Genomic DNA, 24,512 nt, shown 5'->3' with positions numbered 1-24,512 from the left:
ACCCATTTTCAAAAATACCGGCTGCTTTGCTATATAATCATCCGAATACTTTCAGACGGCCTTTTCATTATTATGCTTGATTCCCATGCTTTAGATTTCGACCGCCGCCATATCTGGCATCCTTATACATCGATAAGCACCCCCTTACCTGTTTACCCCGTTGCCCGCACCGAAGGGGTCTACCTCGAACTTTCAGACGGCCGCCGTTTGATAGACGGTATGTCGTCTTGGTGGTGCGCCCAACACGGCTACAACCATCCCGAATTAGTGGCGGCGGCCAAACGGCAGTTGGATACCATGCCGCATGTGATGTTCGGCGGCATCACTCACGAACCGGCCATTCGTTTGTGCCAAAACCTGAAAACCATGTTGCCCGACAACCTCGACTGCATTTTTCTCGCGGATTCAGGCTCGGTGGCGGTAGAAGTTTCATTGAAAATGGCCTTGCAATACTGGCATGCACGCGGCAAACCGCGCAGCAAATTCCTCACCATAGCGCGCGGTTATCATGGCGACACTTTCGGTGCGATGAGCGTATGCGATCCGGTTAACTCGATGCACAGCTTATACCGCCATTTTCTGCCCGAACATATTTTTGTTTCCCCGCCGCAAAGCCGCTTTGACGGCGAATGGCAGGCCGAAGACATCCTGCCTTTTCAGACGGCCTTGGCACAACACCATACCGAGATTGCCGCCGTGATTTTAGAGCCGGTGGTGCAAGGTGCGGGCGGGATGCGCATTTATCATCCCGAATATTTAAAACAGGTGCGTTCGTTGTGCGACGAATACGGCATCCTGTTGATTCTCGATGAAATCGCCACCGGCTTCGGCCGCACCGGCAAACTGTTTGCCTGCGAACATGCCGGTATTCAGCCCGATATTATGTGTATCGGCAAAGCCTTAACCGGCGGTATGATGACACTTTCGGCAACAGCCACTTCCCGCCATATAGCCGAAACCGTTTGCAGCGGCAAAGCAGGGGTTTTTATGCACGGCCCCACTTTTATGGGCAACCCGCTTGCCTGCGCCGTTGCCGAAGCCAATATGCAGATTTTGCAGCGCAACGAATGGCCGCAACAAGTTGCCGCTATCGAACAACATTTTCAGACGGCCCTTACCCCATTGCGGCAACAGGAAAATGTGGCCGACATCCGCTTTATCGGTGCCATCGGCGTAGTCGAAGCCCGACGCCCTGTCGATATGGCCGCCATACAGCGCTTTTTTGTCGAACACGGCGTATGGATTCGGCCTTTCGGCAAATTGATTTATCTGATGCCGCCGTTTATTAGCACGCCGGCTGAATTAACACGGCTGACCGACACCATTGGTGAAGCGGTCGGCCATAACGACTTATTTCTCTAAATCATATTGAACGGATAAAGGAAAAATGATGGATTTAAAAGAAACGCAATTAAGCTCCGAGCCGATTTTTCAAGGCACTTTTGTTACCATTGCCCGCGATGCCGTCCGCCTGCCCAACGGCAACGAAGGTACACGGATTGTTATCCGCCATCCCGGAGCCGCCTGCGTATTGGCCGTAACCGATAAAGACGAAATCGTTTTGGTACGGCAATGGCGCTACGCCTGCGACCAAGCTCTGCTCGAATTGCCCGCCGGCAAACTGGATGTGGACGGCGAAGACCCTGCCGAATGCGCCCTGCGCGAACTGGCAGAAGAAACGCATTACAATGCCGAGCGCGTTAAACTGCTCCACACCTTCTACACCGCCCCCGGTTTCTGCGACGAGTTGATGTATCTTTATCAGGCCGAAGGGGTGAAAGAAGGCAGTATTTTGGAAAATGATGAAGACGAGTTTACCGAAACTGTGCTACTGACCCGCGACGAAGTGAAAGCCGCATTAAAAAACAATGAAATCCAAGATGCCAAAACCCTTATCGGCTTGCAATATTGGCTACTGAACAGTTAATCCCTCTGCAATGGAATTAATAACACAAAGGCCGTCTGAAAGTTTCAGACGGCCTCTGCTTGTAATTTAAAAGGCGATTACGACCCGTTCAATAATTTAAGCGGAATTTCACAAACAGGGATTGGATTAATCTTATGCTGCATAGCCTGATTAAGGCGTGTATAAATTTCCAATACTTCACGCTGGCGGCCTTCAAAATCTTCAGGGCGGTTCCAGCCGTGTACGCTCATCGCCCATTCCAATTCCGGATAAGTCGCACCCATTTGTTGTTCGTCGGTGCGGTCGGTATCCCACAAGCCGTCGGTCGGCTGGGCTTTTTGAATAGACTCAATCACTTCCAATTCGGCCGCCAATTCATATACCTGTGTTTTCAATAAATCGCCAATCGGGCTGATGTCCACACCGCCGTCGCCATATTTGGTAAAAAAGCCGACCCCGAAATCCTCAACCTTATTGCCGGTACCGGTAACCAAAAAGCCGTTGAGTTGCCCGTAATAATAAAGCGTCATCATACGCAGGCGTGAACGGGCGTTGGCTAAGGCAAGCTGTTTGGCCGGATATTCGCTTTCGTCGACCTCAACCGTTTCGGCAAAGGTATTAAACGACGGCGTTAAATCCACACTGATGGCTTTTACATTAGGAAAACGCTGCTTCAGGTCTTCAATATGCGCCAGCGCCCGCTCGCGTTGGTCTTCTTTCTGGCGGATAGGCATTTCCAACAAAAGAGTCGGCAATCCTGTACGGGCGGCCAAAATAGAAACCACAGCAGAATCAACCCCACCCGACACACCGACAACAAAACCTTTAGAATGGGCTGTGGCATGATAATCTTTCAGCCAACCGGTAATATGGTCGATAACGGCGTGTGCTTGCATGGTGTGTCCTTTGCTGTATTTTTAAATAATAAAGGTTTGTTATTCGAAATATCAGGCCGGCAATTTACATTTTCTAAAGTTTATCCGGCATTGATTTTTACGATAAATAAATAATTTCTAAAAATGCAATATAACTTGATTTAAGGCCACCTGAAAGTAAAGTTTTCAGACGGCCTTGTTTATGGCTGGAATACATGAAAAAATGTTGCATCTACTGCACAAAATTCGACACGGTTAGAATCTAATAAGTTTCAGACGGGTACGTTTTATATCTTTTTTTTACAGTCGTGCGCACTACCAACCATTACCTTGAATGCCGGCACAGAAGTCCTGTACACACCGGCAACGCAAGTAGAGAAAATGTGTTTACCAGTGCGCACCTCCTGCTTTTATACTTAAAGGAAGTTCATGTCTTTTTTAGATAAATCTAAAACCATAGCCGAACCGGGATTCAACCGTTGGCTTGTTCCACCTGCCGCTCTGGCCGTCCACCTTTCTATCGGACAAATTTACGCTTATTCCGTATTTAACGCCCCGCTCACCAAAATCATCGGCATCACCGAATCTGCGCCGGACGATTGGCAACTGACCACCGTCGGCTGGATATTCAGCATCGCCTTGGCCGTATTGGGTGCGTCGGCGGCTTTATTCGGCACTTGGATGGAACGTGTCGGCCCGCGTAAAGCCATGTTTGTGGCGGCATGTTGTTTTGGTTTGGGTTTTTTGGTGTCGGCACTTGGCGTATCGCTGCATAACTTATGGCTGCTCTATCTGGGCAACGGTGTTTTAGGCGGCGTGGGCTTGGGTTTAGGCTATATCGGGCCGGTATCGACATTGATGAAATGGTTTCCCGACAAACCCGGTATGGCGACGGGATTGGCAATTATGGGGTTCGGCGGCGGCGCTATGTTGGCTTCGCCGTTATCAGTAACGTTAATGAATGCTTTTTCCAGTACCTCATCTACCGGCGTTGCCGCTACGTTTGTGGTATTGGGCATTTTTTATTTTATTTTTATGATGTTTGGTGTGTTCACCATCAAAATCCCCGCCCCGAATTGGAAACCGGCCGGATTTGTCGCCCCTGTTAAAAGCAAAAAATTAGTCAGCCAAAATCATGTGAATGTGAAACAGGCGATGAAAACACCGCAATTTTGGCTGTTATTCGGCATCTTGTGTTTGAACGTGACCGCCGGTATCGGCGTACTCGGGCAGGCATCGGTGATGATTCAGGAGTTGTTTTCTACCACATCAGTCGGCGCAGATGCGGCTGTCGGCGCTGCCGCCGCCGCAGGATTCGTCGGTCTGCTCAGTCTGTTTAATATGGGCGGGCGGTTTTTCTGGTCGAGCATTTCCGACAAAATCGGCCGCAAAACCACTTATATGCTGTTTTTTGTACTCGGTGCGATTTTGTATTTTGCCATTCCCACCATCGGCGAAAGCGGCAATAAAGCGCTGTTTGTGATTGGATTCTGTGTGATTATGTCGATGTATGGCGGCGGTTTCGCCACCATTCCGGCCTACTTACGCGACTTGTTCGGCACATTCCAAGTCGGCGCGATTCACGGCCGCCTGCTGTTGGCTTGGTCGACCGCTGCGGTTTTAGGGCCGGTATTGGTGAATTATATCCGTCAAGGGCAGATCAACAGCGGCGTACCAGCGGCACAGGCGTACAGCATCACCATGTATATTATGGCGGCATTATTAATCGCCGGCTTGGTATGTAATATGCTGGTGAAATCCGTACATGAAAAACATCACGATAAAAGTATCCACGATGCAGCACAAAGTCATAACCCCAAAGATGAAACCACGCTTTCCGATGCTTATCTGGCGGCCGAAGAAGTGTCACACGGCGGTATCAGCGTATGGTGGCGTTGGGCGGTCGTAGCTATTCCGTTGGCCTACGGTGTGATTATGGTATTTGTGAAAGTGGTGGATTTATTCCGATAAACCAACAAAAGTTTATACAAGGGGATTTCAGGCCGTCTGAAATCCCCTTTTTATGGACAGCACCCGACCCAGTAAGCGCTTATTGTGTTGCCATTGTCGATTGATTATGGTTATAAAAAAGCCGCCTGAAAACCATTCCAAACAAACAGACGGCTTTCAGACGGCCTTAAATAATCATATATTACTCGGCGTTAGTCTGCTGCTTTAATTTATCTTTTTCCAACTGCTTCACTGATAAATATGTTCCGCAGAAATAACAGCGTTTCCTAAAAGGTGTAAAGCCATTGCCACGAGACAGGCCAACCCCTTCACCGCCCACCTCTGCTCCTCGATAACCACCAGGCTGGACTTTTCTGCATTTAGGGCAACGGCCAAAGATTAAAATATGGATAGGACAAAAGAATGCCACGATAAATAATAATACAAATAGGCCTGATCTTACTTTACTGTAATTGATAATCCATACGCTATACCATCTGTCTAATGACCATATAATGATAAATAAAACATAAATACTCACAAAAGAAGCACGTCCCAAAAAGCTTTTTTTACGATACAGTAAAGCATATTGCAGCTCCCGTTGATAAACGGCATCATCTTTTAAATCGAAATTCATTTTGATTGTTAATCTACCTTAAAAACCATGTCTTATTGCATCAATATATATTGGCAAGAGCCGGCATTACCGACCAATTGTCATATTATATTCCCTTTGTTTTTTAGCGACTATAAATATCCCATTCAAGCGGTTTATGCCGTATAATTAGCAGGCTAAAAAACCACAACCGAAAAACCTTGTAAACCGCTGGATAGCGGCGCGGCGCTGCTTTACAATACTGTTTCAAGTGAGAAACGGAGTGTATTTATGGCAAAAAAATATTTTGGTACCGACGGTGTGCGCGGTGAAGTGGGTACTTTTCCGATTACCCCTGATTTTGTATTGAAACTCGGTTATGCGGCAGGCCAAGTATTGGTTCAGCATGACAGCGAACACAAGCCGACGGTATTAATCGGCAAAGACACCCGCATTTCAGGTTATATGCTTGAAGCTGCCTTGGTAGCGGGCTTTACCGCTGCCGGCGTAAATGTGATTCAAACCGGCCCCCTGCCGACACCGGGCGTTGCCTACCTGACCCGAGCCCTACGTTTGTCGGCCGGCGTCATGATTTCGGCTTCACATAATGTTTATTCGGATAACGGTATCAAATTTTTTGCCGAAGGCGGCGTGAAACTCAGCGACGAAATCGAATTGGAAATAGAAGCCAAGCTCGATGAAGAGTTAAAAACCCTGCCCTCCGACAAACTCGGCCGTGCCCGCCGTATCAGTGGTGCCGACGACCGTTATATCGAATTTTGCAAATCAACCTTCCCTGCCAATCTTGATCTGCGCGGGTTAACACTGGTTGTCGATACCGCCAATGGTGCGGGTTATCATGTGGCACCGAAAGTTTTCCATGAATTGGGTGCTAAAGTCGTAACCATCGGCGACGAACCGAACGGCTATAATATTAATGAAAAATGCGGTGCAACCCACCCAAAAGCCCTGCAAGCGGCGGTTTTGCAAAATGAAGCCGACTACGGCATCGCGCTCGACGGCGACGGCGACCGCCTGATGATGGTGGATAAAAACGGCAAGGTTTACGACGGCGACCGCCTGATTTATGTGATTGCCAAAGCCCGTGCCGCCGAAGGCATAGAAATCGGCGGTGTGGTCGGCACTGTTATGACCAATATGGGAATGGAATTGGCGCTCAAAGAGCAAAATATTGCGTTCTGCCGTGCCAAAGTCGGTGACCGTTATGTGCTCGAACAGCTTCAACAACGCGGCTGGTTAATCGGTGGTGAAGCCAGCGGCCATATTTTGTGTATGGATAAACACAATACCGGCGACGGTATTATTTCCGCGCTGCAAGTCTTGGCGGCTTTACGCATCCTTAAACAAGACCTGCCGACTGTATGTGCCGACTGGCGAGCTTTTCCGCAAACCATGATCAATGTGCGCATACGTAAAGGTTTGGACTGGGAAAGTGCTTCCAAAACGGTTTTAGCAGAAGTTGAAAAAGAATTGGAAGGCAAAGGTCGCGTAGTCTTGCGCGCTTCCGGCACCGAGCCCGTAGTGCGTGTTATGGTGGAAGCCGCTGATGCCGAATGGGCGAAAAAAGGCGCTGAACGTATTGCCAAAGCCATCCAAAGCGCTGCTTCTGCCGACAAGGCGTAAAAAATAAAAATAAGGCAAGATATCATCAAAGTATATAATTGGTATCCACCCTATTTCAGACGGCCTGTTATCAGCAAACTACTAATAGAGCCGTCTGAAAATTTATTTTATAAATAATGAAGAACTCAAGGGAAATGTTAAGTCAGTATATCAATATGATTCAGACGGCCTGATTCGGATAGAACCCTACTATATTCCATATAATCAAACCAATAAGGAACACAAGCTATATGCTTGCGATTTTAGAAGCTTTTTTCATTCAATACGGTTATGCAGCGGTATTTTCTGTACTACTCGCTTGCGGGCTGGGCATACCCATCCCCGAAGATATTACCCTCGCAGCAGGCGGTGTCATATCCGGATTAGGATATACCAATGTCCATCTGATGGTTTTAGTCGGCTTACTCGGTGTATTGGCAGGCGACGGCTTAATGTTTATGGCCGGCCGTTGGTATGGCCATAAAATTTTAAAAGTACGTTTTATCGCCCGCGTGATGACACCGAAGCGTTATGCCCAAGTACAGGAAAAATTTGATAAATACGGAAACCGAGTATTATTTGTCGCCCGCTTTCTACCCGGTTTACGTACCCCTATTTTTATTAGTGCCGGTATCAGTGGAAAAGTTTCCGTATTGCGTTTTATTATGATGGATGGCTTGGCCGCCTTAATTTCCGTACCAATATGGGTCTATCTCGGCTCCTACGGTGCAGAAAACCGGGAATGGCTTATGCAAAAAATCCACCAATTCCAATACGGTTTATTTGTGGTTATCGGTATTGGTCTTCTGGTGTTATTGTATTTTTGGTGGAAAAAACGCCGCCGTCTGAACTTTTATCGTGAAAATATCCGCATCATACGCCGCAAACGGAAAGAATCTAAAATCCCGCCCAAATAAAACCTGATAGCTTTCGGCCAACCTCGGATTGGTCGAAGATAATTTATCTCTCTTCGCAAAACAAAACCGAGTATTACAACAATCTAAGTAATATATTGCTTTATAAATATAATTTTATCCCCATATAAAATTATTGATAATCTAAAATCACATCACAGGCTCTATTTTTCAGACGGCCGTATATCTGAATCAATAAGGCCGTCTGAAAAAATAATCAGGGACACCAATATGACTGAACATATCTACGGCGATGGCGCATTCCGACGCACATCCCTACAAGGCTCTACCATAGAAAATACTTACGCCGGTGCATTATCCTTTATGCGCCGACGCTACACCCGTGATTTAAACGGCGTTGACGTGGTTGTGTCAGGCGTACCGTTGGATTTAGCGACCACTTTCCGCCCCGGCGCACGTTTGGGCCCCGCCGCCATCCGCGCCGCCAGCGTACAGCTTGCCGAGTTAAACCTATTCCCTTGGGGCTTTGATCCTTTCGACGACTTGGCCGTTATCGACTACGGTGACTGTTGGTTTGATGCGCACCAACCGTGGACAATCCGCGAAACCATCGTGCAACACGCCCGCGACATTATCAACAATAGTTCTGCCAAAATGCTCACATTCGGCGGTGACCATTTTATTACCTATCCCCTGTTGCAAGCCCATGCCGAAAAATACGGCAAACCTTTGAGCCTGCTGCATTTCGATGCCCATTGCGATACATGGCCGGATGATGCGCCCGAATCGCTCAATCACGGCACCATGTTCTATAAAGCCATTAAAGAGGGCTTGATTCAACCTGAAACTTCGGCACAAGTCGGCATCCGCACATGGAATAGCGATTTCATGGGCATGAATATGCTGTTTGCACCGTGGGTAAACGAAAATGGCATAGAGGCAACGGTAAAACGTATTTACGATATTATCGGCGACAACCCTGTCTATATCACTTTCGATATCGACTGCTTGGATCCCGCCTTTGCCCCCGGCACCGGCACCCCCGTTCCCGGCGGCTTAAACTCCCATACCGCCTTGGGCATTATCCGCAGTTTGGGTGATTTAAATATTGTCGGTATGGATGTTGTGGAAGTTTCTCCGGCTTATGACAATGCCGAAATCACAGCTATTGCTGCCGCCCACGTGGCTGCTGATATGCTTTGCCTAATGAGGAATAAAAAAGTAGCCGGTAATCTTTAAACTATTCTAGCTCAATAAAAGGCATCAGCTGTTTGATTCTAGCAACCGATGCCTTGTTTCTTGATAAAAATATCCCTTATTGATAACCAATTATAGACACCGTACATCATAAGTTTAGAAACTACTCCTCTTTCAATATTCAAATTTTAGTATACAAAAAATACCCATGAAAAAACTTTCTAAAAAATACACAGGCATCGCTTTTTCATTTTATACCTCTGCAATTATGGTATTTATCGTCAGCAGCATATTAATTATATTAAACAATGGATTAACAAATTTTCCTTACCGGCTTTTCCACGCTTATATTGTGGCTTGGCCAATTGCCTTTTTCAGCCTATTGGCTATCAAGCCATTGGTTTTAAAATTAGTCAATTTAACTGTTGAAAGCTAAAATTTAAAGGATACTTGCCTTCTACCATCTATTTTTCAGACGGCCTTTTCTTGAATAATAAAAAGCCTGCTTTAGTTGAAGCAGGCTTTTTTGCGGTTATCCAATTAATTTAACTTACCATGACAATGTTTGTATTTTTTACCGCTTCCACAAGGGCAAGGATCATTTCGATGCACATTCAATCCTTGTGCCGCCAATGCCTCAGGGCTGAAATCATTGCCGGTAGGGTCAAACGCTTCGGTTGCCAACTCTTGGCGTGACTCACCCAATACATCTTCCATAGTCGGCGCACCGGAATGAATCGTTTGCATCATAGCCGGTTCCTGCGGCTCGCTTTCGGCAACAATATTGTCAGACTGCTCAACCTCAACACTGGTCATCAAAGAAGCAGCACTTTGTTTGATGCCTGCCCACAGGTTTTCAAACATAATAAATGCTTCACGTTTGTATTCCTGCTTGGGGTTTTTTTGAGCATAACTACGCAAATGAATACCCTGACGCAAATAGTCCATCGCAGCAAGATGTTCACGCCAATTGCTGTCAATCACCTGCAACAAGACATTGCGCTCAAAACCACTCATATTTTGCTTACCGACCAATTCAACTTTAGCTGCATACTCTTTCTCTACCTGCTGAACCAAGCGCTCCTTAACATCCTGATTATCCAAAGTATTGTCTTGCTTTAACCATCCTTGGATATCGGCCTGAATTCTAAATTCTCCAGCCAATTGCGCCTCAAGAGACGGAATATCCCACTCTTCTTCCATGGTATCCGGCGGCATATAAATATTTACCAAATCTGCCACGACTTCATCACGAATACTTTGAGCCAAATCGCCGACATCTTTATTGGTGAGAATTTCATTACGATAATGATAAATGACTTTACGTTGATCATTTGCCACATCATCGTATTCCAAAACCTGTTTACGCATATCAAAGTTGCGCCCCTCCACTTTGCGCTGCGCTCCTTCAATTTGTCGGGTCAGCAGGCTGTGCTCAATCGCTACCCCGCGCTCAGGGGCTAAGCGGTTCAAAATGGCAGCGGCACGGTCTAAAGCAAATAAACGCAACAATGGATCTTCAAACGAAAGATAGAAACGGCTGGAACCCGGATCACCCTGACGACCGGCACGGCCACGCAGTTGGTTGTCGATACGGCGGCTTTCGTGCCGTTCTGTACCGATAATATGTAAACCGCCCGCTTCTAAAACACGTCGGTGCTCGGTCTCCCAGTTATTTTCCAGCGATGAAATACGCGCTTGTTTTTCTTCATCGCTTAAGGTTTCATCTGCCATAATGGCATCGCTTAAGTGCTTAACATTACCGCCCAACACAATATCCGTACCCCGTCCGGCCATATTGGTAGCCACAGTAATCATACTGGTTTTACCGGCTTGTGCCACAATCAAGGCTTCACGCTCATGCTCTTTCGCATTCAAAACATTGTGCGGCAAACCGGCTTCGGTCAATAGTCGGGATACCAACTCAGAATTTTCAATGCTGGTTGTACCAACCAATACGGGTTGGCCTTTATCAAAGCAAGCTTGAATATCGTTTACTACCGCCTCGTATTTTTCTTCGGCGGTACGGAAAATCTGATCGTTGTAGTCTTTCCGCTGCATCGGACGGTTGGTTGGGATAATCACAGTTTCAAGGCCATAAATACTTTGGAACTCAAATGCTTCAGTATCGGCCGTACCGGTCATACCGGATAATTTGTCGTATAAACGGAAATAGTTTTGGAACGTAATTGAAGCCAAAGTTTGGTTTTCACGTTTGATTTCCACGCCCTCTTTCGCTTCAACTGCTTGGTGTAAACCTTCTGACCAACGACGACCGGCCATCAAGCGGCCAGTAAATTCGTCGACAATCACAATTTCACCATCTTGAATCACATAATGTTGATCTTTATGGAATAAGGTGTGGGCACGTAATGCTGCCATTAAATGGTGCATCAGCATAATATTACCGGCAGAGTAAAGCGAATCACCCTCTTGCAGCAAACCCATGTCGGTTAAAACCTGCTCGGCATGTTCGTGGCCCGCTTCACTCAAAATAACCTGATGGGCTTTTTCATCTACCCAGTAATCGCCTTCACCCTCTTCTGTTTCTTGGCGGTGCAATTTCCCCGGAACCTGATCAATAACTTGATAAAGCTGAACATTATCATCGGCTTGTCCGGAAATAATCAACGGCGTGCGCGCTTCATCAATCAGAATTGAATCCACTTCGTCCACAACGGCGAATGCCAAATCACGTTGTACTTTATCGTATTGGTCGGTCACCATATTGTCACGCAGATAATCGAAACCGAATTCGTTATTGGTACCGTATGTAATATCTGAATTATAGGCAGTTTGTCGGAAAAACGGCTGCATATCGCTGACAATCACACCCACCGTCAGCCCAAGAAAGTTATACAGCGGCTCCATAATACCCGCGTCACGCGAAGCCAAATAATCGTTCACGGTCACAACGTGTACGCCACGTCCTGTTAACGCATTCAAATAAACGGGAAGTGTGGCAACCAGTGTTTTACCCTCGCCGGTACGCATTTCGGCAATTTTACCGTTGTGTAACACCATACCGCCGATAAGTTGTACATCAAAATGACGCATACCCAACACCCGACGGCTGGCTTCACGACAAACAGCAAACGCTTCTGGAAGGATGCTATCCAAGCTTTCGCCGTTGGCAATACGTTGCTTGAATTCCGGTGTTTTGGCTTTAAGCTCATCATCGCTCAAAGCTTTTATTTTAGGTTCCAGGTCATTGATTTTTGATACGGTTTTCCGATATTGTTTCAGTAGGCGGTCATTACGGCTGCCAAAAACTTTTTTAGCTAAATTAGTAAGCATGAAATTTCCTGTGACGAAGTGTTTCCACACACTCCGTAATAGATTCGATAGAGTCGGTATAAAATAATGTGAATTTTAACACAAGCCGCTTATCAGGGTTACAATGCCGTTTGAAATAGCGGCAGTTTTATCGGATTTCAACTGATTACGCCTTTCTTTACTTATGAAAACAACACTAGCATTGACAATAATATGAATTTGGAAAAATTAGCCTGGCGCAACGGAGGGCTACTGACATTATTGCAACAGTCACAACAATGGCAAAAATTAGACCGGCAAATCAAGCAGGTTTTGCCGGCCAATCTGCGCGAACACTTTCAGACGGCCTGTATAGAAGAAGGAACGTTGGTTTTATTGGCAAACAACAATATGGCCGCCTCCCGTTTGCGTATGATTACCCCGAGTCTGCTGCCGAAACTACAAAATCTGCATCCGGATATCGTTAGCGTGCGCATTAAAACCATTCCCACCCGCCCGTTACCGCCCCGTGAGAATCATTTAAAACTGAGCAAAACAGCAGTGCAAAGCTTTCGTCATTCAGCTGAGCAACTACAACACCACCCCAAATTAGCCGAAGCTTTGCAGAAACTAGCGGAAAAACACGATAAAAAATAATTGAGTAGTTATCAGATTATCAATACCATATTTGATTCCATAACATTTTTTTGCATATCTCCTCCCCTTTTTGAAACTTGCATTTTGAAAAATCATCATTATTTTATAAAGAGTTGTCATACAGAGACAAAATAAATTTTATTGACGGCAATAGAAAACCACACATCTGATAAACAGAAAGGATTAGCTGAAAATGATGAAGAATAAAACTTCTCCTGAAGAATTTATCCCTAAATTTCGCCAAAGAAATCTGGACGAACCGGGTTTTCTGAAAAAAATCATACGTTTCTCCGGCAAATTGGGCAAACCGGTTGTGAAACAACTCTATGCTTTGTATTTTTTATTTAAAGATCCGGCCACACCCAAACGTTCCAAAATGATTATTTTGGGTGCATTGATTTATTTTTTCAGCCCTATCGACAGCATTCCGGACTTACTCGGCCCATTAGGCTTTAGCGATGATATTGCCGTGATTACCTTGGTCTATGCACAAATGAAAAGCCACCTGACCGATGAAATACGTGAAAAAGCACGGATTGCCGTGGATAAAATTTTCGGCTAACCCATTTATTGTTTTATAAAACAAACCAGATAAATAAAGGCCGTCTGAATCTATTTTCAGACGGCCTTTATTTATCTCAAACTTAATCTTTAAATTTTAATCAATTATTTTAAAGGATCCATACCCATGACTTCCATCAGGAAGTTGGTAAACGCGGGATTAGACGGTTTATTGCTCATATTCGGCCAACGCTGATGCCAGCCGCGTAAAGCATTTTGGATATACAGTTTAGACTGTTCGGTTGTAATCGCACCACGTTGGCTATCCACAGCAGAACGCAGATAAACCTCATACATACTGTCGTCTACCTGATTGCGACCGACCTGGCGGATACGGAAGCGATTAAGGTATTGCGCAGCTTGAACTTTGGTAATCTGTCCGCCACTAACCTGATAACTCAGCCGCGTAGCCTCTTCACGAATTTTAGAAACATCCGTCCAATGGCTAGCCGCCAGTTTATAAGGCGCTTTCGCAGGTTCATTCTTAACATTAGTAGGTTTCAGCGGTACTTCTTTCAAAGAAGGAAGATAAATTGTTTCACAACCTGCCAATGCAACCGATAATAATAAGAGGGGAATATGTTTTTTCATATTTCCATTATAATCAGATTTAACAGATAATCCAACAATGAATTGCACCATAATTTTTCATATTTTTTAAATAAATAACTTATAAACACGGCATTTGCAGGCAACCATTACCGAATAAGCCGATTTTCAGGTACAATCTTTTTTCTTTCCCGCCTCTTTTTCAGTTACGCACACCATGTCTAAAAAAAGCAAACAACAATTAGAAAACAATAAATTAAACAAACGATTGCGCCATGCAGTCGGCGATGCCATCAACGATTTCAATATGATTGAAAACGGCGATAAAATTATGGTTTGCCTTTCAGGTGGCAAAGACAGCTACGCCCTGCTCGACATCTTGCGTCAATTACAAGCCAGCGCGCCTATTGATTTCGAATTGGTTGCCGTTAACCTTGATCAGAAACAACCCGGTTTCCCCGAACACATCCTGCCCGAATACCTCGAAAGTATCGGCGTGCCCTACCGTATTGTAGAAGAAGATACTTATTCTATTGTTAAGCGTGTAATAGAAGAAGGCAAAACCACCTGCTCGCTATGCAGCCGCCTGCGCCGTGGCGTGCTATACCGTGTGGCGAAAGAATTAGGCTGCACTAAAATCGCACTCGGCCACCATCGCGACGATATTCTGCAAACCATGTTCCTCAATATGTTTTATGGTGGCAAACTCAAAGCCATGCCGCCCAAACTGGTTTCCGACAATGGCGAACATATTGTGATCCGGCCTTTGGCTTATGTGAAAGAAAAAGACTTGGAACGCTATGCCGAATTGAAACAGTTTCCCATTATTCCCTGCAACCTTTGTGGTTCACAGCCCAACCTGCAACGTCAGGTAATTAAGGAAATGCTACAAGATTGGGACAAACGCTTCCCAGGCCGTATTGAATCAATGTTTTCAGCGTTACAAAACGTTGTACCCTCACATCTTGCCGACACCGAACTATTTGACTTTACCGGCTTAGTACGCGGCCAAACCTTAAAACACGGTGGCGATACCGCTTTTGATTCGGAAACCGTACCCGCCCGTTTTTCAGACGGCCTATCCGAAAATGATAGTGAAATCACACTATCCCCGCCCACCCCTAAAAAGGTGATTAATATTCTAGCCAGCAAACCCAAAACCGCATAACACGCCGGCTTACTAAAAAAATACCAATCAGCCCAATATAAAAGCTGAGGCCGTCTGAAACATCATATTCAGCAATATCGATACCATATTGATATTTTATTGATTAAAAGATAACCATGACCGAATTCATCCGCCTACCTGCCGTTACGCTCAAGCCTTCCTCTATCGCCTTACCCGGCTCTAAAAGTATCAGCAACCGTACACTCTTATTGGCGGCTTTATCCGACAATGTGTGCGAAATTCACTCTTTGCTGCAATCCGACGATACCGAACGAATGCTTGAAGCATTAGAAAAACTGGGAATTCAACTAGAGTTTTTTTCAGACGGCCGTCTGAAAGTACACGGCAGCGGCGGACAATTTCCCAACCGTGAAGCAGATCTCTTTCTCGGCAATGCGGGTACGGCATTCCGTCCACTCACCGCCGCACTGGCTATTTTAGGCGGAGATTATCGTCTTCACGGCGTACCGCGTATGCACGAGCGCCCCATCGGTGACTTAGTAGATGCCTTACGGATAGCCGGTGCCGATATCCAATATTTCGGCAATGAACATTATCCGCCGCTACACATTAGCAAACGTACAGACAACGGCGAACGGGTGATTCCGATTAAGGGCAATGTTTCCAGCCAATTTCTCACCGCCCTGCTGATGGCTCTGCCCCTCACCAAACAAGCGTTTGAAATTCGTGTGATTGGCGAATTGATATCCAAACCCTATATCGACATTACGTTGAAATTGATGGCACAATTCGGTGTAGCGGTTGTTAACGAAGATTACCGTGTTTTTAAAATTCCGGCCGGATCGCAATACCATGCCCCAGATCGGTTGTATGTGGAAGGTGATGCTTCAAGCGCCTCTTATTTCTTAGCCGCCGGCTTGCTGTCCGGTGAGCCCATCCGTGTGACCGGTATCGGTGCCGACAGTATTCAAGGCGATGTGGCTTTTGCCCGCGAATTGGAGAAAATCGGGGCGACCGTTGTGTGGGGGGGAAACTTTATCGAAGTTTCCCGCGCCGCAAACCAAGCGGTTTTGCCGTTTGATTTAGATGCCAACCATATTCCCGATGCCGCTATGACCTTGGCCATTGTTGCCTTGGCAAGCGGCGGCACTTGTACATTGCGCAATATCGGTAGCTGGCGCGTCAAAGAAACCGACCGCATTGCCGCTATGGCAAACGAGCTGCGTAAAGTCGGCGCCACCGTGGTCGAAGAACCCGAAGCCATCCATATCACACCACCGGCATCACTAACCCCTGGTGCCGAAATCGACACCTACGACGACCACCGTATGGCTATGTGTTTTTCATTGGTGTCATTATTGGGTGTACCGGTGATTATTAACGACCCCAAATGTACCTATAAAACATTCCCGACTTATTTTGATGTTTTTGCATCGCTGCAAAAATAAAAAGGGCTTTGCCTGGTAGCAAAGCCCCGATAATGTATCCATTTCAATTATCTAGTATCGACAATAACCGGCCTGCCATTGTAATCCAATACCGTAACATTAATACCATACAGCGCCGATATGCTGTCACGGTTAATCACTTCGGCAGGATGTCCCGTTCGTACGGCCCACCTGATAAGGTTGATAAATTAAACCGATTTATCTAGGAAAACGGTCGCGATCATGTGGTTTGCTAAAGTCTTGCACCGGGCCTACCGGAATAATCCTTGTCGGGTTGATGCTGGTATGCGAACCATAATAGTGTGCTTTGGTATAAGGAATATCCACGGTTTTAGCAACATCCTGATATTGATATAAATCGCGAACATAATTTGATAATGCCGGATAATCTTCTATTTGCCTGATATTGCATTTAAAATGCCCGTAATAAACCGCATCGAAGCGGAGCAGAGTGGTAAACAAACGCCAATCGGCTTCGGTTAAGCGATCACCGGTTAAATAACGTTGTTTGCTCAAAATGCCTTCCAGCCTGTCTAATGATTCAAATAAAGCGCCAACCGCTTCGTTATAAGCAGATTGTGTTGTAGCAAACCCTGCTTTATATACGCCGTTATTTACAGTGTCATAAATCCATTCGTTGAGTGAATCAATCTCTTCACGCAATTCAACCGGATAATAATCTCCCGGTTTCGCACCAATACCGTCAAACGCGCTATTAAACATGCGAATAATTTCTGATGATTCGTTGCTAACGATGGTATTGGTTTTTTTATCCCACAATACCGGCACCGTTACACGGCCTGAATAATCCGGCATGGCCTGAGTATAAATCTCATGAAGTTTGTTTTTATGGTTCACCATATCGGGAATCACCCCGTCACCCTCTTCAAAAGTCCAGCCATCATCAAGCATAAAAGCATTGACAACAGAAATCGGAATCATCTCTTCCAAACCTTTGAGATGTCTGAATATTAAGGTACGGTGTGCCCAAGGGCACGCTAAAGAAACATACAAATGATAGCGATCCGGTTCGGCTTTAAAGCCATCTTTACCACTGGGGCCGGCAGAGCCATCGGCAGTGACCCAATTACGAAAAGCAGCTTTACTGCGGACGAATTTTCCGCCGGTAGATTCAGTATCATACCAATCGGTATGCCATTTACCATCAACCAACAATCCCATATTTAATTTCCTTACATTAAGTTATTCTAATCTTTCGCACCATACCACATCGATAGCGTGGGCGGTTTCTGCGGTTTCTACATCAATATCCATAAACATTTTGCCAAGTCTCAGCCCCGCATCTATAAAATGGAAACAATCATCTTGAACCAAAGAGCCATTTAATATCTATTTAACAGTATTTTTAACAGCGCATTTCAAGCTTTATTTAAAAGAATGAGAACGGCATTTTAACAATTGCACAACAAAATGTCAGATTTCTATTTTAAAACAATTAGTCAGAATCAATTTGGTCTAATTGCCTAAAACAGTAATGAGTGTTCTACTTTACCATTACTATTTCATTAAACAAACAATCATACATTTAAAGTCAATCAACTGACATTAAATTATTTCCAACCGATAAAAAAAATAATGCAACCTGACGATTGCATTATTTGTGATACTGGTGGAGGCGGGGGGAATTGAACCCCCGTCCGAAAGCCCTCTACAAAGCGTTCTACATACTTAGTCTTGCCTACTTAAAATCTTATTCCCATTCCGCCGGCAGACGGGCTGTTTGGAAACCAGTTACCTTAAATCTTATTTCCTGCCAAGTAACCCGACAGAAAACCAGCCAATGTAAAATGACGTTGCTGTAGGTTTGACCCTACGCAGCCCATCGGCCAACTGCTGCAACGGCTAGCCTTAAGCGGCTAAAGCGTAAGTTTCGTCGTTTGCGACTATTTTGTTTCAGTGTTTTACGGGAATCTGAGACCCCGGTATGCCCGCATCTGCTTCGCAACCCCCGTCGAAACCAAGATCGCCCCCAGATAGGAATATTCGATTATACGCAGGTTATTTATAAATTACCATATCTGCTTAAAACGTTTTCAGACGGCCTTATCGGTTATAATGGCCGTCTGAAACCATATCGGGATTTGAAAACTATGTATGACGTCAATACCCACGACGTGCGCCGCTTTTTTGCCGGTGTCTGGCAACAACGTATGCTGCCGTTGCAATTGGACGCCCTGCAACAAAAAGCTTTGCGCATTATTGAAGCGCATCCTGAATACCACCACTATTTAGAACACATCGAAAACTATCTGGATAAAAACTGGACGCCCGAAGAAGGGGAAAGCAACCCGTTTCTACATATGTCGCTACACCTTTCCATCCAAGAGCAAGTGGCTATCGACCAACCGCCCGGCATCCGTGCCGTTCATGAAAATTTGTGCGGGAAATACAGTGGTGATTGGGTGAAAGCCGAGCATGATATGGCCGATGCGTTGGCGGAAACGGTTTGGGAAGCGCAACGTTTCGGGCGCGGCTTGGATGTGAATGCTTATATGACCCGTTTGCGCAAATTGGTCGGTTTGGGACAGGAAGACAATGCCCGTATTAATCCGCATGAAGTGGAAGTTTCCGATAAAATCAGCGGGCGGGAATAATAACGCTATCAAAACCGATTGAATATTCACTCCGCTTGCTTATCTACTTTAAAGGCCGTCTGAAACCATGCATTATTTCAGTATCCATACGCAACAAGGCGAACATTTGGGCTTTTTTATTATGCTGCCCGATGATGAATCCGAAGCACAACCGCAAAGCGGACGGTTTGCGGTGAAGCTGCAAAGTGAAACAACGCCGCAAGACAAAGCCGCCGTCAACGCATTGGCACCGCTTCAAGATAGCGATACGCCTTTATATTGGCAGATTGAAAAAGATTATGTGATCTTATCAGACGATAATGCCGTTATCGGCCGCTTGCGTAACGAATATTTAACGGTTAACGGCCAAACTTTGGTTTTAACCGATTTAACGGGAATCATATAATGGAAAGTGTATTTATCCTGATACCGATCAGCATTATTTTGGCCTTTCTGATTGCTTATTTTTTTTGGTGGTCAGGCAAAAACGGGCAATTTGATGACTTGGAAGGCCCGGCGCACCGCATTATTATGGATGATGATTCCACCGAAAACACCAACGACAACAACACAACCACCGACCCGGAAAAGCCGCAAGATGAGCGTAAAAGATAATCTGAACTTTGCCACCCGCCGCCGTTTTATGCCGCTTTTCGGCACCCAGTTTCTCGGCGCGTTTAACGACAATCTGTTTAAAACCGCGCTGTTTGTGATGATCAGTTTTTATGGTTTGGGTCAAAATAATACGATTCCTGCCAGCCAGATGCTCAACTTAGGCGCGTTGCTGTTTATTCTGCCCTATTTCCTTTTTTCCGCCCTTTCAGGGCAATTGAGTACCAAATTCGATAAGGCCAAACTGGCAAGCGTTATCAAAGTATTGGAAATCGTGGTGATGGCGGTGGCGGCGGTCGGTTTTTATATCCAATCTGCGCCTTTATTGCTATTTTGCCTATTTTGTATGGGCACGCAATCCACCTTATTCGGCCCGTTGAAATATGCCATTCTGCCCGACTATCTCAATGATAAAGAACTGATTATGGGCAACAGCCTGATTGAATCGGGTACGTTTATCGCCATTTTATTCGGCCAGATACTCGGCACGGTCGTTGCCGGTATTCCCCCTTATATTGTCGGCATCTTAGTATTGGCCGTCGCGGCTGCCGGAACGGCTACCAGCCTGTTTATGCCGCCCGTTCCCGCTAAAAACCCCAACACCCGACTAGACCCGAATATTGTTCGCAGCACCCGATTGTTATTAAAGGAAACCTTTGCCCAGCGCGAACTTTATGCGGCCATTATCGGTATTTCATGGTTTTGGTTTATCGGCTCGGTTTACACCACCCAACTGCCTACCTTTACCCAAATCCACCTCGGCGGTGACGATAATGTTTTTAACCTCATGCTCGCGCTGTTTTCCATCGGCATTGCCACAGGTTCGGTTATCTGCGCCAAAATCAGCCATCACCGCCTACATTTGGGTTTGGTTGCCGTCGGCGCATTCGGCCTCACAGTATCGGGCTTATTGTTGGTATGGCTGACACACGGTCGCTTTTTCGAGCAACTGCAAGGTATCGGTTGGTTTCTTACCCAAAGCACCACCTATCCGGTTATGCTGACCATGATTGCCATCGGCTTCTTCGGCGGCTTTTTCTCCGTGCCTTTATATACATGGTTGCAAACAGCCAGCCATGAAGCGTTTCGCGCCCATGCCATTGCTGCTAATAATATTGTGAACGGTTTGTTTATGGTTTCCGCCGCACTTATCAGCGCTGCTTTATTATGGCTGTTTGACAGTATCACCCTACTCTATTTGGTCGTGGCGCTAGGCAACCTTATTCTGATTGCCTATCTGCTCAAACTGGATCCGCGCTTTCTACAAGACTTAAAAATATATATCGGTATAAAATAAACCGAACATGCCGTCTGAACGTTTTCAGACGGCCTATCTCTGAATATGCCCAATTATGTAGCCGGCGGTATAATAGCGGCTATCATATCGCAAATACCCAAAGGAACCCGCCATGCGTTGGCAAGGAAGACGACAAAGCACCAATGTGGAAGACCGCCGCGGCAAAAGCCGTATAGGCGGAAAAAGTACCGGCATTCTCGGCATTATTATTGTATTGGTAGGCGCATATTACGGGGTCGATTTATCCGGCATTACCGGCGCGCCAACCGTATCGCCTGCTCAACAGACGCCGATAGACAGCCAATTGGAAGCACAACTTAACGAGCTCTCCAGAGTGGTTTTGGCCGATACCGAAACCGTTTGGGGCAATTATTTCGCCCAACACGGCAGCCAATACACGCCGGCAACGCTGACGCTCTACACCGCCGGCACCCAAACCGCCTGCGGCACCGGCCAAGCGGCAATGGGGCCTTTTTACTGCCCGGCCGACCGTAAGGTTTATTTGGATTTATCATTCTATGAAGATATGCGCCAAAAACTCGGCGCTTCAGGCGATGCTGCTTTTGCTTACGTTATCGCGCATGAAGTCGGCCATCATGTTCAAAACCTACTCGGTATTTTGCCGCAAGTGCATCAGGCACAAAGAGAAGTCAACCAAACGCAAGCCAATGCGCTTTCCGTTAAACTGGAATTACAGGCAGACTGCTTTGCCGGTATTTGGGCACACTATGCCGTCAATCAAAATATCTTGGAAACCGGCGATATTGAAGAAGCCGTTCGCGCTGCCGAAGCCGTGGGCGACGACCATTTGCAACAACAAGCCCAAGGCTATGTTGTGCCCGATAGTTTCACCCACGGCTCTTCCGAACAAAGGATGACATGGTTCAGGCGCGGCTTGAACAGCGGCGATGTAAACCAGTGCAATACTTTTGCCGCCAATTGATTGTTTTTTTACTTTTTATATATAAGAAGATATTCCAAATATAACCAATATAAGCATAAGGCCGTCTGAAAAATAATATTTCAGACGGCCTTATGCTTATTCATTCAAAGTAGTTCGGAATACAGCACAACCTGTTTGATGGCTTACATATCCGCTAAGATAATCATTCACTCACTTTTCAAATATTTCAGACGGCCTCTCTATATCGTAGGCCGTCTGAAATCATGGTTTATGCTTCACAATCCCATTTCTATGGCGCCGAAGCAGCAACTTCCGGCACCATATCCGCATCGGTAAACTCAGGCTCTGGCTCGGTTTTAAAAACCTTGCCGTTCAGTTTTAACTGCCCTTGTTCCAATTCGATTTTGGTTTGGATATTGCCTTGATCTAAACTCAGATACTGTTCACCTGCCATGGATCTGATGGTGCTTTCAACCATCAATTGCAGTGTTTCGTTAATATCATCCATACTGGCGCGCCCTGCCGCCAAGTCTTCCGGATTCACACTAAACAGACTGCTGGCCTGATTCACAGCCAAATCTTCCAATAGTTTTTGCGGTACTTTCATATCAAATTCGGCATCGATTTTTTTCACCAATGCAGTGATATCGTCCATATCCGCCTGAGTCAGCCCGTTAAAACGAACTTCGCCTTTTACATCCACATCGCCCTGCGGCATGGTGAAATGGAAAGTTTCCACTTTGAGAACAGGGTTTTTGGTAAACAAACCGGCCGCTTCGTTTTTCACCGTTTTTAATACTTCGTTTTGAACTTGCTCTTCAGTCATTTCCTGAGTTGCCAGTTCGGCCATTTTATTTTTAATAGCCAACAATCCTTGGGCATCAAGATGCTCGGCAGCAACATTAATATCCAGCGGGCCGTAGCGGTCTTCGCCATAAACTAAGGTTTGGAATTGGAAACGCCCCTTGCTGTTGACCCACCCTTCCACTTCTTGCGTGTCGGTATTAAAGCTCAGTTTTTCCACTTCGACTTTAGAAGGCGGCACCGTGCCGGTCGGGTTGATAAAGGCACCGATTTGCAAATCGGTAACCAAATTCACCAACTCATTCGCTTTAACATTGTAGTCAAAGCCTTCCTGCCACTGCATAGAAAATTTATCCAGTGTCAAACTGCTGCTGCCCAAGGCAAGTTGGTTGCTGCTGTCAGCCGTATCTGCCCGAACATGCAGGTTTTCCATTGCAATATCGCCTTTATCGGCCAACTTAATATTGATGGCAGGTATTAGATAATCTTGAATATAAGATGCAAAATCAGCTTGATAATCCACCGTTCCGGTTAAACCTTGCCAATTCAGCTTGATACCCGACAATTCTTCGTAATCAAAAGCAGGAACAGTCATATCCAGCTTGCCGCTGCCGTTCAAATACACAGTATTGTTCATCCGCACCGGCTGTTGTTTACCAAAAAATCGGGTTAATACTTTTTCAGTATCGGGGTGATATCGAAATTCGGTCTCCACATAAGCACGAACGGGGGAAATACCTGAAGCAAACGGGCCGTGCTTAATATGGTTAACAATGGTTACCGGCTCTTTTAATAATGTTTTGATATTATCCGGCAGATATTTTTGGGTGTTATGAAACAATGTCGGATTCAAACGAACCACCATGGTTTCCGTAGCACCAAACCAACCGCGTTCATATTGATAGGATTCAACTGTTAAAACACCGGATTGTGAAAGCATCTGCTGTTGGGCATTCAGACTTTCTTCGGCCTTCAGGCCAAGATAATAAGGCATACCCGCAAACACCAACACAATGATGACAAGTAAAGAAATGAGGAGCTTTTTCATTGCTTTCACACAATAAATATAAAGTTTGAAGCATAACATTATTTAACTTTTTTGTCTTTGCCATACAGCAACAATAACGACACCCGTTAGTGCCGCTTGCCTGAAAAGATTATTGCATGCTATCTTTCAAAAAATTTAATTTTAAGTGAATAAAAATAAAGGGAATCACCCATGAAAAAATGGATTGCAGTATTGATTGGCGCATGGTTGGGGTTGCAATTGTCTGCGGGCTATTTGTTTGCTCCCCTGTTATTCCAACATTTAGATAAAATGCAAGCCGGCAATATCGCCGGAATTTCATTTAATATCACATCTTATATCGGCATTGTGGTTTGGCTACTGGCCTATATCGCCAATAGGAAAAACACTCGACACAATTATGGCCGTTCATTCAGCGGTAAAGCCATTATGCTCTTGTTGCTTTTGATTATTGCCAATCAATTTTTGGTCACCCCTGTTATCGAAGCGTATAAAACCAATACATCAAATTGGCTGCTATCATTGGTAGGCGGTTCATTTGGTCTATGGCATGGCACTTCCAGCATTATTTATATGGCATGCAGTCTGCTTGCCTTAATCCTGGTATTCCGCCTAACTGCATTAGAAGAGCGTTAATCAATTTTATGTATAACA

24 protein-coding genes and 1 other RNA gene are annotated in these 24,512 nt (G+C 45.6%); 17 read left to right on the top strand and 8 right to left on the bottom strand.

The genetic code is table 11. The features are described from left to right. The first annotated feature begins 72 nt into the window (after positions 1-72). Together bioA and D0T92_RS05070 are read left to right on the top strand one after the other, a co-directional pair. Positions 73-1,362 (top strand): adenosylmethionine--8-amino-7-oxononanoate transaminase, encoded by a 1,290-nt coding sequence (gene bioA / locus D0T92_RS05075; protein WP_151050833.1) that lies wholly within the window; start codon positions 73-75, stop codon positions 1,360-1,362. 28 nt (positions 1,363-1,390) lie between these two features. Beyond that, a complete protein-coding gene (locus tag D0T92_RS05070) occupies positions 1,391-1,927 on the top strand; it encodes an NUDIX hydrolase (protein ID WP_151052983.1) in 537 nt (178 codons plus the stop codon). A 77-nt stretch (positions 1,928-2,004) separates the two neighbouring features. Here the strand turns inward: D0T92_RS05070 and nadE are convergent, their stop codons facing one another. Further along, positions 2,005-2,802: an NAD(+) synthase gene (nadE, locus tag D0T92_RS05065; RefSeq protein ID WP_151050830.1), complete on the bottom strand. Its 798-nt coding sequence runs from the start codon at positions 2,800-2,802 to the stop codon at positions 2,005-2,007. Positions 2,803-3,210: 408 nt separating this feature from the next. Here nadE and D0T92_RS05060 point away from each other — a divergent pair, with 408 nt between their 5' ends. After that, positions 3,211-4,752, top strand: coding sequence for an L-lactate MFS transporter (locus tag D0T92_RS05060; protein ID WP_151050828.1), 1,542 nt, complete (start codon positions 3,211-3,213; stop codon positions 4,750-4,752). 181 nt (positions 4,753-4,933) lie between these two features. Here the strand turns inward: D0T92_RS05060 and D0T92_RS05055 are convergent, their stop codons facing one another. Further along, positions 4,934-5,368, bottom strand: coding sequence for a hypothetical protein (locus D0T92_RS05055; protein WP_151050826.1), 435 nt, complete (start codon positions 5,366-5,368; stop codon positions 4,934-4,936). A 249-nt stretch (positions 5,369-5,617) separates the two neighbouring features. Between D0T92_RS05055 and glmM the strand changes: the two genes are divergently transcribed. From glmM to D0T92_RS05035, 4 genes are all read left to right on the top strand, one after another. Beyond that, complete coding sequence (gene glmM, locus D0T92_RS05050; protein ID WP_151050824.1) at positions 5,618-6,970, top strand: phosphoglucosamine mutase; 1,353 nt, start codon at positions 5,618-5,620, stop codon at positions 6,968-6,970. Positions 6,971-7,200: 230 nt separating this feature from the next. Next, entirely contained in the window at positions 7,201-7,866 is a 666-nt protein-coding gene (locus tag D0T92_RS05045; RefSeq protein WP_151050822.1) for a DedA family protein, read from the top strand. 228 nt (positions 7,867-8,094) lie between these two features. Beyond that, positions 8,095-9,063, top strand: coding sequence for an agmatinase (gene speB, locus D0T92_RS05040; RefSeq protein WP_151050820.1), 969 nt, complete (start codon positions 8,095-8,097; stop codon positions 9,061-9,063). A 166-nt stretch (positions 9,064-9,229) separates the two neighbouring features. After that, positions 9,230-9,457, top strand: coding sequence for a DUF2798 domain-containing protein (locus D0T92_RS05035; protein ID WP_151050818.1), 228 nt, complete (start codon positions 9,230-9,232; stop codon positions 9,455-9,457). A gap of 104 nt (positions 9,458-9,561) precedes the next feature. On the opposite strand, the gene secA is transcribed toward D0T92_RS05035, so the two are convergent. Then, positions 9,562-12,318, bottom strand: a complete 2,757-nt coding sequence (gene secA / locus D0T92_RS05030; RefSeq protein ID WP_151050816.1) for a preprotein translocase subunit SecA — start codon at positions 12,316-12,318, stop codon at positions 9,562-9,564. A 192-nt stretch (positions 12,319-12,510) separates the two neighbouring features. On the opposite strand from secA, the gene D0T92_RS05025 reads away from it, so the two are divergent. Continuing rightward, positions 12,511-12,933 carry a DciA family protein gene (locus D0T92_RS05025; protein WP_151050814.1) on the top strand — a complete coding sequence of 141 codons (423 nt, stop codon included), beginning with the start codon at positions 12,511-12,513 and terminating at the stop codon, positions 12,931-12,933. A gap of 196 nt (positions 12,934-13,129) precedes the next feature. Further along, complete coding sequence (locus tag D0T92_RS05020; protein ID WP_151052982.1) at positions 13,130-13,495, top strand: YkvA family protein; 366 nt, start codon at positions 13,130-13,132, stop codon at positions 13,493-13,495. Between the two features lie 104 nt (positions 13,496-13,599). On the opposite strand, the gene D0T92_RS05015 is transcribed toward D0T92_RS05020, so the two are convergent. Continuing rightward, a complete protein-coding gene (locus tag D0T92_RS05015; protein WP_151050812.1) occupies positions 13,600-14,085 on the bottom strand; it encodes a prokaryotic membrane lipolipid attachment site family protein in 486 nt (161 codons plus the stop codon). 175 nt (positions 14,086-14,260) lie between these two features. Between D0T92_RS05015 and ttcA the strand changes: the two genes are divergently transcribed. Beyond that, positions 14,261-15,211: a tRNA 2-thiocytidine(32) synthetase TtcA gene (gene ttcA / locus D0T92_RS05010; RefSeq protein WP_151050810.1), complete on the top strand. Its 951-nt coding sequence runs from the start codon at positions 14,261-14,263 to the stop codon at positions 15,209-15,211. A 116-nt stretch (positions 15,212-15,327) separates the two neighbouring features. Then, positions 15,328-16,620 (top strand): 3-phosphoshikimate 1-carboxyvinyltransferase, encoded by a 1,293-nt coding sequence (gene aroA / locus D0T92_RS05005; RefSeq protein ID WP_151050808.1) that lies wholly within the window; start codon positions 15,328-15,330, stop codon positions 16,618-16,620. Between the two features lie 198 nt (positions 16,621-16,818). Here the strand turns inward: aroA and D0T92_RS05000 are convergent, their stop codons facing one another. The 3 genes from D0T92_RS05000 to ssrA all read right to left on the bottom strand — a co-directional run bounded on the left by D0T92_RS05000 (position 16,819) and on the right by ssrA (position 18,612). Continuing rightward, entirely contained in the window at positions 16,819-17,802 is a 984-nt protein-coding gene (locus tag D0T92_RS05000; protein ID WP_151050806.1) for a glutathione S-transferase family protein, read from the bottom strand. A 21-nt stretch (positions 17,803-17,823) separates the two neighbouring features. After that, positions 17,824-17,955 carry a hypothetical protein gene (locus tag D0T92_RS11705; RefSeq protein ID WP_263641697.1) on the bottom strand — a complete coding sequence of 44 codons (132 nt, stop codon included), beginning with the start codon at positions 17,953-17,955 and terminating at the stop codon, positions 17,824-17,826. A gap of 293 nt (positions 17,956-18,248) precedes the next feature. Continuing rightward, positions 18,249-18,612, bottom strand: a transfer-messenger RNA (tmRNA) gene (gene ssrA, locus D0T92_RS04995). A 119-nt stretch (positions 18,613-18,731) separates the two neighbouring features. On the opposite strand from ssrA, the gene D0T92_RS04990 reads away from it, so the two are divergent. From D0T92_RS04990 to ypfJ, 5 genes are all read left to right on the top strand, one after another. Further along, positions 18,732-19,235 carry a DUF1841 family protein gene (locus D0T92_RS04990; RefSeq protein ID WP_151050804.1) on the top strand — a complete coding sequence of 168 codons (504 nt, stop codon included), beginning with the start codon at positions 18,732-18,734 and terminating at the stop codon, positions 19,233-19,235. A gap of 67 nt (positions 19,236-19,302) precedes the next feature. Then, a complete protein-coding gene (locus D0T92_RS04985; RefSeq protein WP_151050802.1) occupies positions 19,303-19,620 on the top strand; it encodes an HLGFF motif protein in 318 nt (105 codons plus the stop codon). Then, positions 19,620-19,829, top strand: coding sequence for a cbb3-type cytochrome oxidase assembly protein CcoS (ccoS, locus tag D0T92_RS04980; protein WP_151050799.1), 210 nt, complete (start codon positions 19,620-19,622; stop codon positions 19,827-19,829). Before D0T92_RS04985 ends, ccoS begins: the two co-directional genes overlap by 1 nt. Then, on the top strand, positions 19,813-21,123 hold the full coding sequence (locus tag D0T92_RS04975; protein WP_151050797.1) for an MFS transporter: 1,311 nt from the start codon (positions 19,813-19,815) through the stop codon (positions 21,121-21,123). Before ccoS ends, D0T92_RS04975 begins: the two co-directional genes overlap by 17 nt. Positions 21,124-21,235: 112 nt before the next feature. Further along, the gene (ypfJ, locus tag D0T92_RS04970) at positions 21,236-22,066 is read left to right on the top strand and encodes a KPN_02809 family neutral zinc metallopeptidase (RefSeq protein WP_151050795.1); all 831 of its coding nucleotides are present in this window, start codon (positions 21,236-21,238) and stop codon (positions 22,064-22,066) included. Positions 22,067-22,316: 250 nt separating this feature from the next. Here ypfJ and D0T92_RS04965 read toward each other — a convergent pair whose 3' ends face one another. Next, the gene (locus tag D0T92_RS04965; protein WP_151050793.1) at positions 22,317-23,879 is read right to left on the bottom strand and encodes a YdgA family protein; all 1,563 of its coding nucleotides are present in this window, start codon (positions 23,877-23,879) and stop codon (positions 22,317-22,319) included. 171 nt (positions 23,880-24,050) lie between these two features. On the opposite strand from D0T92_RS04965, the gene D0T92_RS04960 reads away from it, so the two are divergent. Continuing rightward, the gene (locus D0T92_RS04960) at positions 24,051-24,494 is read left to right on the top strand and encodes a DUF4149 domain-containing protein (RefSeq protein WP_151050791.1); all 444 of its coding nucleotides are present in this window, start codon (positions 24,051-24,053) and stop codon (positions 24,492-24,494) included. Positions 24,495-24,512: the final 18 nt, after the last annotated feature.

The organism is Neisseria zalophi, assembly GCF_008807015.1.
Taxonomy (GTDB): Bacteria; Pseudomonadota; Gammaproteobacteria; order Burkholderiales; family Neisseriaceae; genus Neisseria; species Neisseria zalophi.
The sequence above is the reverse complement of the archived record's forward strand: the minus strand, read 5'-3'. Positions and strand labels throughout refer to the sequence as shown.